General features: G+C 56.4%; 14 protein-coding genes. 12 read left to right on the top strand and 2 right to left on the bottom strand.

Going from position 1 to position 14,563, the window contains the following annotated elements:
• The first annotated feature begins 177 nt into the window (after window positions 1-177).
• From nth to G583_RS0101480, 9 genes are all read left to right on the top strand, one after another.
• Window positions 178-999 (top strand): endonuclease III, encoded by an 822-nt coding sequence (gene nth, locus G583_RS0101515; protein ID WP_022869429.1) that lies wholly within the window; start codon window positions 178-180, stop codon window positions 997-999.
• Complete coding sequence (locus G583_RS13545) at window positions 999-1,820, top strand: NUDIX hydrolase (protein ID WP_022869428.1); 822 nt, start codon at window positions 999-1,001, stop codon at window positions 1,818-1,820. The genes nth and G583_RS13545 overlap by 1 nt, the downstream gene beginning before the upstream one ends.
• A 108-nt stretch (window positions 1,821-1,928) precedes the next feature.
• Complete coding sequence (locus G583_RS0101505; RefSeq protein ID WP_022869426.1) at window positions 1,929-2,804, top strand: hypothetical protein; 876 nt, start codon at window positions 1,929-1,931, stop codon at window positions 2,802-2,804.
• Window positions 2,804-4,006 (top strand): TadA family conjugal transfer-associated ATPase, encoded by a 1,203-nt coding sequence (locus tag G583_RS13540; protein ID WP_022869425.1) that lies wholly within the window; start codon window positions 2,804-2,806, stop codon window positions 4,004-4,006. Before G583_RS0101505 ends, G583_RS13540 begins: the two co-directional genes overlap by 1 nt.
• The gene (locus G583_RS13535; protein ID WP_040894598.1) at window positions 4,003-4,626 is read left to right on the top strand and encodes a type II secretion system F family protein; all 624 of its coding nucleotides are present in this window, start codon (window positions 4,003-4,005) and stop codon (window positions 4,624-4,626) included. Before G583_RS13540 ends, G583_RS13535 begins: the two co-directional genes overlap by 4 nt.
• Window positions 4,623-5,057 (top strand): type II secretion system F family protein, encoded by a 435-nt coding sequence (locus tag G583_RS13530; protein ID WP_040894596.1) that lies wholly within the window; start codon window positions 4,623-4,625, stop codon window positions 5,055-5,057. Before G583_RS13535 ends, G583_RS13530 begins: the two co-directional genes overlap by 4 nt.
• 61 nt (window positions 5,058-5,118) lie before the next feature.
• Window positions 5,119-5,298, top strand: coding sequence for a DUF4244 domain-containing protein (locus G583_RS13525; protein WP_022869424.1), 180 nt, complete (start codon window positions 5,119-5,121; stop codon window positions 5,296-5,298).
• A 52-nt stretch (window positions 5,299-5,350) separates the two neighbouring features.
• Window positions 5,351-5,713, top strand: a complete 363-nt coding sequence (locus G583_RS16105; RefSeq protein ID WP_022869423.1) for a TadE family type IV pilus minor pilin — start codon at window positions 5,351-5,353, stop codon at window positions 5,711-5,713.
• Window positions 5,695-6,051 carry an Rv3654c family TadE-like protein gene (locus G583_RS0101480; protein ID WP_022869422.1) on the top strand — a complete coding sequence of 119 codons (357 nt, stop codon included), beginning with the start codon at window positions 5,695-5,697 and terminating at the stop codon, window positions 6,049-6,051. The genes G583_RS16105 and G583_RS0101480 overlap by 19 nt, the downstream gene beginning before the upstream one ends.
• Here the strand turns inward: G583_RS0101480 and G583_RS13515 are convergent.
• Window positions 6,014-8,311 carry a DEAD/DEAH box helicase gene (locus G583_RS13515; RefSeq protein WP_022869421.1) on the bottom strand — a complete coding sequence of 766 codons (2,298 nt, stop codon included), beginning with the start codon at window positions 8,309-8,311 and terminating at the stop codon, window positions 6,014-6,016. The two genes, G583_RS0101480 and G583_RS13515, sit on opposite strands and share 38 nt — an antisense overlap.
• An 85-nt stretch (window positions 8,312-8,396) precedes the next feature.
• Window positions 8,397-9,158, bottom strand: a complete 762-nt coding sequence (locus G583_RS16100) for a GNAT family N-acetyltransferase (protein ID WP_022869420.1) — start codon at window positions 9,156-9,158, stop codon at window positions 8,397-8,399.
• 138 nt (window positions 9,159-9,296) lie between these two features.
• Here G583_RS16100 and trhO point away from each other — a divergent pair, with 138 nt between their 5' ends.
• The 3 genes from trhO to topA are packed head-to-tail and all read left to right on the top strand — an operon-like array spanning window position 9,297 to window position 14,560.
• A complete protein-coding gene (trhO, locus tag G583_RS13505) occupies window positions 9,297-10,214 on the top strand; it encodes an oxygen-dependent tRNA uridine(34) hydroxylase TrhO (RefSeq protein WP_022869419.1) in 918 nt (305 codons plus the stop codon).
• Entirely contained in the window at window positions 10,214-11,797 is a 1,584-nt protein-coding gene (locus G583_RS13500) for a DUF7059 domain-containing protein (RefSeq protein WP_022869418.1), read from the top strand. The genes trhO and G583_RS13500 overlap by 1 nt, the downstream gene beginning before the upstream one ends.
• A 36-nt stretch (window positions 11,798-11,833) precedes the next feature.
• A complete protein-coding gene (topA, locus tag G583_RS0101455) occupies window positions 11,834-14,560 on the top strand; it encodes a type I DNA topoisomerase (RefSeq protein ID WP_022869417.1) in 2,727 nt (908 codons plus the stop codon).
• The last annotated feature ends 3 nt before the right edge of the window (window positions 14,561-14,563 follow it).

The following is a 14,563-nucleotide window of genomic DNA, read 5'->3' as shown; positions in this document are numbered from 1 at the left end:
GAGGCTCCTTAGGGTCGTGATCGTAGTCACATCTAGGGTTATGTTAGGGCGTTTTGGGGGCCCATTCAAACCGAAGGTGCGCTGAACGGCTATCAAACGTGCGATGAGCGGTCCTAAAGCCGTAGACAGCAACGGTTAGACGGTGAACAGTGTTGTCGGCCTAAGATGAAGCAGAGGATGTGGGCGAACACCGGCATCGGTGAAGAAGGGACGACTGTGACAGACGAAACGCCGTTGGCCAAGAAACGCAGGGCACGCAAAATATATCGGGTGCTAGGGGAAACCTTTCCCTATGCACACGCCGAACTGGATTTCACCAACCCTTTTGAACTCTTGGTGGCAACAGTCTTGAGCGCCCAGACCACCGATATTCGCGTGAACTCGGTGACGCCTACACTCTTTGCGCAGTACCCAGATGCTTGTGCCATGGCACAAGCCCAAGAAACCAGCCTGCAGGAACTGATCCGTCCCACCGGGTTTTACAAAAACAAAACACGTTCCCTATTGGGCCTATCACAGGCACTGGTCGAAGAACATGACGGCCAAGTGCCCGATACCTTAGAAGAGCTAGTAAAACTGCCGGGTGTGGGACGCAAAACAGCCTTCGTGGTGCTGGGCAACGTTTTTGGGGTTCCCGGCATTACAACCGATACCCACGTTATCCGGTTGGCTAACCGCTTTGGCTGGACGGATTCGACCAATGCCAATGTGGTTGAGCGCGATATCGCCGAACTGTTTGAACCCAAGGACTACACCGAATTGTCGCACCGGGTGATCTTCTTAGGACGACGTATCTGTCATGCCAAACGTCCGGCCTGTGGGGCGTGCCCGGTAGCCAAGTGGTGTCCGTCTGCTGGGATCGGTGAGATCAATCCGGCAGCGGCCAAAGAACTTCTCTCGTATGAACTGGCACCTGGACGCGAACACATCCATGAGGCCCTTGTAGCGGGGGCCTCTCGCGCTGACCTGCGGGCCGCCGGTTATGAGTGGGAGGCATAATGCAACTCGATGGTGCGCTTGCGGACTTGCTGGCACTAGTACACACTTACGGGGAAGTCGATCAGAATATCGTCAATCGGGTGAGCGTATCACCCGCGGCATCCCTGCCAGAACATTCCAAGACATGGCCCTACGATCTGGCATCGCTGGTTAATCCGCGAGACGCCTCGGTGCTGTTGTTATTCGGTTCCATGGACGACCGGCCAGCCACGTTCGACCGAACCATAGTGCCGAAAGAACTCGACGTCTTGCTCACGCAACGGTCCATGGTGTTACGCAATCATCCCGGACAAGTATCGTTTCCGGGCGGGGGCCTCGACCCTCATGACGTCGATGCGACCGCCTGTGCGATTCGTGAAACACAAGAAGAAACCGGCGTTGACCCCAGCGGCATCATTCCCCTCGGAACGCTACCGGTGCTGCCGCTACCAGTCACCAATTTTCAAGTGACACCGGTGCTGGGTTGGTGGCAACACCCCGACGACAATGAAATGATCACCACTGCAGAAGCAACCAGAGTCTTCCGAGTTCCCGTCGGTGATCTGGTGAATCCGAAACTCCGCGTGACCGCCGTGGCCAGTGACCGCTCAGCAAAGCACCGCTACGGGACACCAGCTTTTACTGTTGGCGGCACGCTAGTGTGGGGCTTTACCGCGATGATTCTGGACCGAGTCCTGGAATTACTCGGTTGGGCAGAGCCCTGGGACCCTCGCTATATCATCGACATATCCGACTGGGATGCCACAAAACCTGTCCCCGCAGCGTTCTTTGACCCAGACCATCCGGGCCTAGATCTACACGGCGTCAACCGTACGGGCTAACGCTGCTAATCACCGCCCAGGATCCACAGAATCTTGTGATTGTGGTGCTTATCCACAATGCGGCTGAGCCCTCCGTTGAAAATGCGTCGATTGGTTGATGCTTGATGCATGACAACCACGCAACGTAGATCCCGAAGACAGAAGAACGCACCGTCGCATGGCCTGCGCTCGGTTCTGATCGATACCCAGGATGCAACCGGTCCGGCTGCCGATTTTGTCTACGCGGTAGTTGCTGCTCTGGGCCTGGACATTATCGAATCTCCGGATGCGAGTGACACAACCAACGCCGTCCATATTCAGGTTTCCGGCAATAGGATGTACGCCGGAGACAGGCAGTGGCACTACCCAGAGCATGAGGCCACGTTTGAACACTGGTTGGTATCACAAGGCTTTCCGCGGGCTACGCACAACACCGTGTGGGCAACCGTCCAAACCGGGCACGACAATTACCCCCTGTTGGCGGCGGCAATGGCCTATGCGGCATCCGAGACCGCGGCACATAGGACCCTGCTGCTAGACGCCGATGCTTCCGGAGCACTCACCACCACGATCCTGGACGACACCGACAATGGCGTCGAAGTGCTGGAATTTGACCGTTTCTTGCCGTCACCGCACATCTATCTCCTAAACACTCCAGTCTGGGAGGGTGTCAGTCTGCTGTTACAGCAGCATGGTGCCAACCCGTTGAATTCTGTGCTGCTGGATGACACGGTTGCTGCAGCTCGTCATCATTTCCACACCGTCGTCGTCAATTGTGGTGCCGATCTGTTCATGGCGCAACGCCTTGCTGCCGACGGAGCACAAGTGGTGCATGTCGATGATTTTTCTCGGCCGCTCTACGTGCAGTTTGAACCGCATAAGAAACTGGATTACTCATCCCATCGAATACCAGAGTATGGCACGCGCCGAGATTTCCAATTCATTTACTCAAACACTCGACGCCGCAAAGGCATGCGCCGTTGGATGGAGCGAGGTGACGACTAATGGGACGCGGATGGACACCCAAACGACCAGAAAAAGTCGGGGGACTAACCGCCGCCAAACGCTGGTTAGCTTCCCGTCTGAACGCTCACGACCACCAAACCAAACCTGATCGCGCTGTCGTGGCACAAGCTGTAGCAAAACATGTGCCGGTCACCTCCAGCAGCCAGGCTCAAGCAACCATGCAACACATGGTGGATGATTTGTTGGGGCTCGGCCCGCTTGCGGAATTTTCTCGCCAGCCCGATGTCACTGACATCATCGTGGACGGCCGCGGTCGCATTTGGACCGATACTGGTACCGGGCTCAGCCGAACAGAGACGTGCCTGGACGCTGCAGAAACGAAAGCGCTCGCAGTTCGCTTGCTAGGCCAGGGTGGTAAACGACTCGATGAAGGGATGCCCTATGGTGACGTGCAGATCGGTCACGCCAGAATTCACGCAGTGCTCCCGCCGATCGCCACCGAAGGCCCACAGCTGTCCATCCGATTACCGTCTAAGACACAGGCAAGTCTTGAGACTTTGTCCACGGATTGGCATGGTGCCGAAAAATGGCTGAACGTCATTGGTCATCTGATGCAGAACCGCGCCAATATGCTCATTTCAGGTGCCACCGGTTCGGGCAAAACAACACTGTTGGCTGCCCTCCTAGCCACGGTCGACGAGGGGCAGCGTCTCCTCACCATAGAAGATACTCCGGAACTGAATATTGACCATCCACACGTGGTGGGTCTAGCTACTCGTGATGCCAACACTGAAGGCCAGGGTGGCATCGGCCTACCAGTCCTCATTCGCCAGGCACTGCGCATGCGTCCCGACCGGGTCATTGTTGGAGAATGTCGCGGTGCCGAAGTCGTTGATTTTCTTACCGCAATGAACACTGGTCACCGCGGCGCCATCGGTACCGTTCATGCTAACTCGGCGGCTGACGTCCCGGCCCGACTGCATGCCATGGCCGCACTTGCGGGGCTGGGGCCGACGAGTGCAGCACTACAGATTCGCTCGGCCATTGACGTCGTCATTCAACTCACCCGGGGTGAAGAAGGTCGGCGGTATCCCGCTGAAATCGCCTTATTATCCAAAACCGGCAACGGCGCCGAACTCAATCTCATTCCGGTGCTCACAACGGTGGGACAACAGGTTATAGAAGGCACCGGACTCGGGCTGTTGGATTCACTGGCGACTGTTCACAGGCGGGCAGCATGAACCCATTCAAAATAGTCTTCGAGCTGATAACCGCGAAACGTCGTGCAGCGCAGCATCATGCAGAGTTTATTCGGGTTATTCGACAGGCCGCAGCACTCTTATCGGCCGGCCGTGCACTGAGCCAACTTTGGCCCGAAGTAGCCCAAGCGCACCAGCCATGTTCCGGGCAACCTGCACTAGAAGACGTGGATCCCAGATGCTGCATGCATCATGTTCTGAACCGGCAACACGCAGCTAGCCTTTTGAATCAGCCATACTTCGCACAGGTAACCGGACCAGGCCAAGCCCGCGACTGGCAACAGCTGGCCGCAACCCTGACCTTAGCCCAGCACACCGGAATGTCGCTGTCAGAAGTACTCTACCGTCTTGCCGATGCATTGGAAGCAGGAGAAGACGCCCAGCAAGCTCGAGACGCTGCATCGGCGGGGCCGAAATCTACAGCAAATCTCTTGGCCTGGTTACCGGTAGCTGGAGTAGGACTTGCACACATGCTCGGCGCATCTATTGGTCAATTACTCACCAGCGTAACCGGCTGGTTGTTGGTCGTTTCTGGTGTTGTGCTTGCGGTCATTGGGCGGGTCTGGACGCGTCGCATGATGAAAACCGCGGAGGAACCATGAAGGAGAAACACACTGCCACCGACCCGGCGCTGGTCTTGGATATCCTCGCGCAGCTGTTTGCTTCAGGCAGCTCATTAGCCAACGGCCTGGCAGCAGTCGGGAACCACCTACCTGGTTGTCAGCCACTAACTTCGGTGGCCAACCAACTGCTGCTGGGCGTTAGTTGGGACCAAGCCTGGGAACACGCCCGCGACGATCGACACCTGGACCAACTCGCTAATGAACTGCAATTTGTTCATACGTCAGCAGTTCCATCAGCACACATGCTCACCACAGCAGCCACCGCGTTGCGGGCCAACCGAAAACGATTAGCCGAACAGTTAGCCCAGGAACTCGCCATTCGACTTGTTCTGCCGACCGGTATCTGCATGCTGCCGAGTTTTATTCTGCTGGGCATTGTGCCGATGGTATTGGCTCTGCTACCCGGCTAACAGCCAGAGACCCATAACTAAATATCGACTAGTAACCCCATGTGAATACAAGGAGAATACCGTGGAACACAACCAATCCTTTACCCTCGACCTGACCGACGAAAACGGCGCTAACACAGCAGAGTATTCAATAGTTACACTGGCCGCCGTCGCTTTTGCCGGCGTGCTTGCTGCGGTCATATCATCGGGAACCGTTCAAGGCCTTCTGGAAGGTCTTATTGAACGTGCCCTGAGTTTCTAATCCCATCAACGAGACGGCCGGGGCACAGACCCCGGCCACCTCGGGAGCCACGATGCAACTATCTAAGAAATCCACGGAAGGGTCGGTGACAGCGGAATTCGCGGTGATTCTCCCCGTTGTCGTCCTGGTCATCGCCATGCTCGTCAACGTCATAGTCATCGGAATGCACCAGTCCAACCTTCACCAAGCAGCAGCAATTGCCGCCAGACAACTTGCGCGTGGGGAAGCACAACATGAGATCAACACCTCGGTGACCACCATGACCTCGACATCCACCAGCGTGGCCACCTCATCGTCTGGTGACTGGGCCACCGTTGAACTCACCAGTCCCGTCCCAGGCCCACTCGGGCTGATCCCGAGTATTGAACTCACCGCCCAAGCGAAAGCACCAAACCAATGGACCGTACAACCCTAACCGCAGACGAGGGCGCCTCGACCGCCATGATGCTTACCGTTTTTGCCGCATTGATGTTGCTTTTGGCAGCAACAATGACGCTTATTCAAGTCCATGTGGCAGCGTCACGGGCAGCCGTAGCCGCCGATCTGGCAGCGCTCTCAGCGGCCGATGCCGCGCGGGGACTCATGATAGGGGAGCCGTGTGCGGTGGCAGAGTCCACGATCAGCGCCCACGGAGCCTCCATGACCACCTGCCAGCTCGAAGACCGGGGTGTTGTCCTGGTAGAAGTACGCTTCAGCGTGCCCATCGGACTTGATGCTACTGCTGCATCTCGGGCGGGACCGAAACTGCCCTAGACAACGCCTGTGCGGCAAAACGTAAAACTAACACCGCACCGGCTTTATCCAATGGTGAGTTCCGGTTGCCGCACTTGGGCGATTGAACACAGGACGGGCAACCATCAGGACAATCACAGTTCTCGATCGCCTCCATAGTCGCGGTAATCCATGTCGCGGCGTGGCTGAAACCGCGGGTCGCGAACCCCACCCCGCCAGGGTAGCCATCGTAAACAAACACCGTAGGCGCCTCGGTGTCAGGATGCAGCACCAACGAGACGCCGCCGATGTCCCACCGGTCATTCGACGCGACCAGTGGCATCATACCGATCATGGCGTGTTCGGCAGCATGTAAAGCCCCGGGCAGTCGATCTGTGGTCAATCCTGCGGCCACAAACTGGTCAGAGGGTGCAGTAAACCAGACAGCCTGGGTGAATAATTCACGTGCGCTGAGGTCTAACGGCTCTTCGTCGATCACCTGACCGCTGGCAATGTCTTTTCGCTGATACGACACCACCTGGTTTGTCACTTTGACGGGACCATGAACCCAGGCAAACTGGTCCTGGTCAGAATAGAATCGAGCGTCTTCGGACAGTATTTCTACGTCAGTGACATCGCGGGCTTGTGTGAAGTATTCCGGTTCAGCACGGAGCACCACAACGGTGGCGTGTTCTTCATCAAGGTCATCAACCACCCAGGTACGGCCCTGGTGTACGTACACTGCACCGGGATGTGTTTGGGAATGGGCTTGTTCGGAACCAATCGAACCCAACACGGCCCCTGTTTCGCCATCGATAATCTGCATGGGGCCCGAACCGGCATCGCGAAGACTGATCATGGCGGCGGCATGTTGTTCATGGGTCCAGTACCATCCGGCCGGGCGACGCCGTAAATATCCGGCAGCCGTGAGGTCCTCGACGATGTGTCGAATATGGTCCGGGTCTCCAAAGTCTGCCAGATCATCAGGTTGCAGTGGAATTTCTGCCGCTGCAGCACACAGATGAGCCGATAGGATGTGTGGGTTTTGAGCGTCGATTACGTTGTCTTCGACTGCGAGGTCAAAGACCGCTTGAGGATGGTTGACCAGATACGTGTCCATGGGATCATCACCGGCAACATACAGGGCGAGGGAACGTTGGCCTGAACGCCCAGCACGCCCCAACTGTTGGAAAAAGGAAGCGCGCGTACCCGGCCAACCAGCGACTACCACACCGTCGAGTCCGGCGATGTCTATGCCCAACTCGAGTGCTGGGGTCGTGGACACCGCTAAGAGTTTGCCATTATTGAGCCGTTCTTCGACATCTCGACGTTCCTCAGGCAACAACCCGGCACGATACGCAGCTGCACGTCCCGGTAGTGACGGATCGATCTCCGCCAGGTTTCGCTTGACCATCTGGGCCATCGCTTCGGCACCTCGACGGGAGCGAATAAACGCGACCGATCGGATTGTATTGACCGCTAAGTCAGACAACATATCGGCGCCCGTTGCGACAAGCGACCGACGTAGGGGAGCGCCGTGCTCACCGGTGGCTGCAGAAAACTCAGATTCCCAGAATCCCACGACGACTTCACCGTGACCCGAGGTATCCTCTTCGACGCTCACCGCCGAGGATCCAATCAACTTGGAAAAGCTTTCTGCGGGGGCAGACGAAGTTGCTGAAGCACCGATGAAGACCGCATCATGATTGCCCAGGCTGGCGCAAATTCTGCGTAATCTGGTCAACACAACGGCAACGTGGGAGCCAAACACCCCGCGATAGGTGTGTGCCTCATCGACGATCACATATTTGAGGTTCCGGAAGAACTTTGCCCAGCCCCCGTGATTGGGCAGGATACCCACATGCAACATATCGGGATTGGTAACCAAAACATTGGCGTGTTCCCGTGCCCAGGCGCGGGAAGATGGATCCGTATCTCCGTCGTAGGCAGCCGGGCGTAACCCCGAAACCCCGTGTTCGGATAGGTACTGCCAAGACGCTAATTGATCGGCTCCGAGCGCTTTCGTCGGGGCAAGATACAGTGCCGTGGAAAACCCCTCGGCAACATCGACAGCAACCGGTAGCTGGTAGGCGAGCGACTTGCCTGAGGCTGTTCCGGTGGCCAACACCACGTGGCGTCCCTGGAGGGCGTGGTTGGCGGCAGCTACCTGGTGTTCAAACGGTTGCGTTACGCCGGTTGAACCCACCGCATCGACAAATTCTTGCGGTGTTTGTTCTGGCCAATCAGAAAACCTGGCGGTGCGTTCCGGTAGCACGCGTGTGTGAACTAACTGGTCTGGCACACGGGAGTATCCAAGAAGCTCCGCCAGGTAGGACGCAGCGTCATCATGGACGCCTGTCTGCTGAATGTGAATCGGTCGCTACTGCTTATGGCTGGAAGGTTTGGGTGGCCCACTGATCTTTGGGATCAACATCGGGGTGACCCAGTACGACAACATCACCGATGGCGGTCCAACCCAGGTAAGAATACAGGGCCTGGCCTTCGACGCCGGCGATAAGCAAGCCTTCTTCAACGTCGTTTTCTAGTGCCAGGGAGCTGAGGTAACGCATGGTCAGTGAACCCAGGCCTTGACGACGGAAATCAGGTGACGTCCAGATTTGATCGAACACCGCGTAGGTACCATCGACGACGGCGACGCGACCACGAGCGGCAAGTTTATCCGGGCCGGCTTCGGACTCCTCGGTGGTGCGGAACGCTACCAGGTACCAGCCATCGTTTCGGACGACCTCGGCGGTAAATTGCTCGGGCACGATGGGTTCTTCCACATCCTGCTCGCTCATATCGGTGACCATCACCAATTCGTCTACACCGATTGGACGCAGCTTCGTTTTTTCAGCGTAAGTACGTGCGGTGGCTCCAGCAGGCTGAGTCTCTTCTGGCAGATCAGCTGCGACAATTAACTGGCGGGTAGGGTTTTTGAGAATTTCACCCGCAACGACCTGCAAAACGTCGTCTGACGCATTGGTTACAACGTATTCCCATAGGTCTTCACCGGCTTCGGCCGATTCCGGGGTGCGCAGCGCAGCGTGAATGTTGCCCTGCGTGGTGAGGTGATAGTTTCGAATTCGCGCACGACCGGTGAGCCAAGCCGTGGCAAGTTCGTCTGTCAGTGAAGTAGTGATAGCCATAGTCCTAGAATAGCTTCAGTCATGCTCTAAGCCCAGCTACGAGTAGATACATTGCGCAAGCGTCACGAACTTGTAACCCTTAAGAAAGCTCATAAACCGTAACCCCGACCCCACTGAACGCGAAAAGAATTGCAACCGATGAACCCACAAACCAAAATTGCTCTCTACTATCATTTCGCTCCGATCGATGACCCGCAGGCCGTTGCTCTATGGCAAAAAGAACTGTGCAAACGTTTGGGGCTGACCGGCCGCATCATCATCGCCGAACACGGCATCAACGGCACAGTCGGAGGCAATATTAGGGCGGTCAAGGAATACGTTAAGCTGACCCGAGGATACGAGGGGTTCAAAGACCTCGAGGTCAAATGGTCGGAGGGTTCGCATGCCGACTTCCCACGACTCAGTGTGAAAGTGAAACCTGAACTGGTCGCATTTGACCGGCCCGAGGAAATTCAAGTCGCTGAAGGCAATCAAGTGCTTGGAACAGCCACACACTTATCGCCACAAGAGGTCAATGACCTGGTTGCCCAGCGTGAGGCCGAGGGAAACCCGGTAACGTTCTTTGACGGTCGCAATGCTTTCGAAGCCCAAATCGGGAAGTTCCAGAACGCCGTCGTCCCGGATACCACCACCACACGCGACTTCATCGCTGAATTGGAATCTGGGAAATATGATCATCTGAAAGACCAGCCGATCATTACGTATTGCACCGGCGGGATCCGCTGTGAAGTGTTGACCGTGCTGATGGCCAACCGCGGGTTCAACGAGTTATATCAAATAGATGGTGGCATTGTGCGCTACGGTGAAGCCTTCGGAGATGACGGACTCTGGGAGGGTTCACTGTATGTCTTTGACGAGCGCATGGCCTTGAACTTCTCCGATACGCCCAAAGTGATCGGTACATGCCAACTATGCGAAGCCCCCAGCGCCGAATTACGCAACTGTGCGGATCCGGGATGCAAGACGCTTGCAGTTATTTGCGACTCCTGTCATGAACAACAACCCGACCGCATATGTGAGACGTGTGCGAGTCATACCGCATCGACGAGGAAATAATGCACCCAGCCCCTGTTGCCAATCCGAAAGCACTGAGCGCGCTACAGCAAGATTTTGTGGTCGCCGGATACACTTCTGAGAACATCGAAGCCCTGCTTGGTCCAACGGCGAGCGCCGCATTGGACCGCGGCCAACACGTACCGGCGCGGCGTGTTCTAGCCCAACCACTAGCACAGGCTAATCCTCTTGCCGGTCTGATCAGCTGTTTTGTGCTGGCAGATCCCATAACTGCGTCACTGGCCGAGACCATCTTTGGTCAGCTGACGCTAGAGGGCGCGCTCGACCTGAATATCGTCACCACCACTGATGACGGCCAGATCGCTGCCACCGTCGACATCTCGACGTATGCCACGGATCAGCAGGGTGATCTGTGGGTCGCTTCGGATCAAACAGCGCTGCAGCTCGGTCACTCGTTGCCCGAAGAACACATCTTGGGTATCGGCAAAGCTTCGATCACACTTGCCGAAATCACGCCGCGAACCCAAGTGAAAACCGCATTAGACCTCGGCACAGGTTGCGGCATTCAAGCCATGCACTTGCTACACCACGCTGAGCATGTGACGATCACGGACATCTCGCAACGAGCCTTAGACTTTGCGGTATTCAATATTCTGCTCAACGCTCTGCAGCTACAGGTGGACCCGGAGCGACTAACAGACCGCGTGGCCGTACGAGCTGGCAACATGCTGGCGCCGGTAGAGGGACAGACATTTGAACTGGTAGCAACCAATCCACCGTTTGTGATTGCGCCATCGCAAGCTACAACGAAACACACGTACCGGGAAACCGGACAAACCGGTGACCAACTCGTCAGAGAACTCATCTCCAATATTGACCGCGTGCTCGCCCCCGGTGGACAAGCGGTTATGTTAGCTAACTGGGAAATGTTTGGTCCCGGCCAATGGCACGAGCGCTTGGAAACGTGGCCTGCGCCAGACCTCGATATCTGGACGATTCAACGCTCGAGCGCGGATCCAGCGCAGTACGCCGAAATCTGGTTGCAAGATTCCTCTGAGAACCTCAACCGAGCCACCTACGACGCCGCCTATGAGCGTTATCTTCAGGATTTCGAAGCTCGGGGTGTCACCCAAATTGGTGTGGGGTGGGTGTGGTTACGGAGACGTCAGACCACAGTCCCGTTGCGCAAATTTGAGTACCTCACCGAGCACGTCCACCAACCGGTCGCCGCTGCATGGTCAGCGTCGGTAGAAAAATATGACACCGTATATAGTGCACCAACACAGGCCGGTGCAACAGCACAGGACTGGATTTTAGCCAACATGCATCTGGTGGCCCCCGAGTGGGTAACCTATGAACAGTATCAGCGTTTTGGCGCCGAACATCCAGAAGTACTCATGGCACGCTCCGGTACCGGTTTTGGCCGTCACGTGCGGCTAGATACTGCAACTGCTGCGGTGCTCGGCGCGTGCGACGGCGAGTTGTCAATCGGACAAATCGTTGCGGCCGTGGCAGGATTACTATCATTAGACGATGATCAGACCGCTGCACTTCGAACGGAAATCACCGCGTTATACATTGACGGATTCCTTGAAGTGTACGAGCCTGAAACAACGACCAGCTAGATTAGTGTTGAAGCTGCCGCAACGAAAAGGAGCCACGTGAGCGCAAAAAGTTCTGCACCAACCAATGGTGATACCACCAAACTGGTGATCGTGGAATCTCCGGCAAAGAGCCGTTCCATCGCCAAGTTCCTCGGGGACGGGTGGATTGTCGATTCCTCGGTAGGCCACATTCGTGACCTTCCGCGGCCATCTGACCTTCCTACTGACATGAAAAAGGGTCCCTACGGCAAGTTTGCGGTCGATACCGACGACGGCTTCGAGCCCTACTACGTGGTTGCAGATGATAAGAAAAAGAAGGTCACTGAACTTCGCAAAGCGCTCAAGACGGCCGATGAACTCTATCTCGCAACAGATGCTGACCGGGAAGGCGAAGCAATCGCATGGCACCTGCTTGAGGTGCTGAAACCAAAAGTCCCGGTCTACCGCATGGCATTCACCGAGATCACCGAAGAAGGTATCGATCGCGCTCTAGAAAATATTCGAGAACTCGATACTGACCTCGTTGATGCACAAGAAACTCGCCGTATTTTGGACCGTCTCTACGGTTATGAAATCTCGCCGGTGCTCTGGCGCAAAGTGGGTCCTGGACTTTCTGCTGGTCGAGTGCAGTCGGTTGCAACCCGTCTCGTCGTTGAACGGGAACGCGAACGCATGGCCTTTGTGCCGGCTTCGTACTGGGATATCACGGCCAACTTTTTTACCGATTCGGAAGAATCGTTTGCCGCAAAACTTTCGGCGATTGATGATGCCCGCGTAGCCACAGGCCGCGACTTTAACGATGATGGTCAGCTGAAGCCCAAGGCCGATGTAGTTCATCTTGACGAAGCCTCAGCCCAGTCATTGGCCGGCGGTTTAGAAAACGCCGAATTCGCGATCACTTCGCTCGAGGACAAGCCCTACCGCCGTCGGCCGGCTGCGCCATTTACGACGTCGACCCTGCAGCAGGAAGCCTCGCGCCGACTGCGTTTCACGTCGCGAGTCACGATGCAGGTGGCCCAGCGACTGTACGAAAACGGTTACATCACCTACATGCGTACCGACTCGGTCATCCTGTCCTCGCAGGCCATCTCCGCTGCACGGAACCAGGCGACCGAACTGTACGGCGGCGACATGGTGCCGGATAAACCGCGCTACTACGCTTCCCGAAATGCAGCTGCCCAGGAAGCACACGAAGCAATTCGCCCATCGGGTGACTATTTCCGGACGCCGTCAATGGTCAAAAACTCCTTGACGGCCGATGAGTTCCGACTCTATGAACTCATCTGGAAGCGCACCGTGGCCTCCCAGATGGTCGATGCGACCGGTTACACAGCCACCGTGAAAATTGGTGGCACTTCAGCGGAAGCAACCCCGCGGGTGGCAGAATTCTCCGCCTCGGGAACCGTCATCACCGTCCTGGGCTTCATGAAGGCCTACGAATCGGACCAGAAGTCCGTGCCCGGTGAAAAGCAGACCCGTGACGACGCACGCCTGCCAGATATGACTGAATCCCAGATTCTGGAAGCACGAGACGTCGAAGCTGAGGGGCACGAAACCACACCACCATCGCGATATACCGAAGCTTCACTGGTCGCCGAGCTCGAGAAACGCGAAATTGGACGTCCATCCACGTATGCTCCAACGATCTCAACGATCGTCGACCGCGGCTATGTGCGCAAACGCGGTTCTGCTTTGGTCCCATCGTGGACAGCGTTCTCTGTGATCCGGCTGTTAGAAGAACACTTCGGACGGTATGTGGATTATAAGTTCACCGCCCGAATGGAAGACGACCTTGACCAAATTGCTGCCGGCCAGATGGACCGGCAAGATTGGTTGGCTGGGTTCTACTTCGGCTCAGAACAAACCGTCGAAGGTCTGAAGCACACCGTGGAAAACCTCGGTGATATCGATGCTCGCGCTATCAACTCGATACCGGTTGCCGAAGGCATCACCCTTCGGGTTGGCCGCTACGGACCGTATCTAGAACAAGCCCTGCCGGCCGATGCAGAAGAAGGCAGCGACCCCCAGCGCGCTAATGTGCCAGAAGAAATGGCCCCGGATGAGCTCACCAGCGAGGTGGCCACCGAAATGATTGAAACGGCAGGTCCATCCGAGCGTCCGCTGGGCACAGACCCGGATACCGGCTATGAGCTGGTCGCCAAAGACGGCCGGTATGGCCCGTATGTCACGCAGATCATTCCGGACCTGACCGAAGAACAAATCCAGGCGCATAAAGATGCTCAGCCGGATGAGTATTACAAGAACGGCCGCAAAAAACCTAAGAAAGCCCCGAAGAAACCCAAGCCAAAAACCGGTTCGCTGCTCAAGGGCATGGAAATCGCCACCATGACCCTCGATGATGCACGCAAGATTTTGTCGTTGCCGCGCAGTCTTGGGACCGCAGCAGACGGTGAAGAAATCACCGCTCAAAACGGACGATTCGGGCCCTACCTGCGCAAGGGTTCCGATTCACGGTCGCTTGAATCGGAAGAACAATTGTTTACGATCACGCTGGCCGAAGCCGAGGAAATCTACTCGAAACCGAAACAGCGTAGGGGGAGAGGACAGGCCAAACCACCGATCGCAGAATTCGGTAACGACCCGTCGTCGGGCAAGAAAGTCGTGATCAAAGACGGCCGGTTTGGCCCCTACATCACCGACGGTTCCACGAATGTCACGGTGCCGCGTGGCACAGCTCCGGAACAAGTGACCGAAGGTCAGGCCTTTGAAATGCTCGCCGAAAAACGAGCCAAGGGCCCCGCGAAGAAAACAAAGAAGAAGTAGGCT

Source organism: Yaniella halotolerans DSM 15476, assembly GCF_000420805.1.
Classification (GTDB): domain Bacteria; phylum Actinomycetota; class Actinomycetes; order Actinomycetales; family Micrococcaceae; genus Yaniella; species Yaniella halotolerans.
The sequence above is the reverse complement of the archived record's forward strand: the minus strand, read 5'-3'. Positions and strand labels throughout refer to the sequence as shown.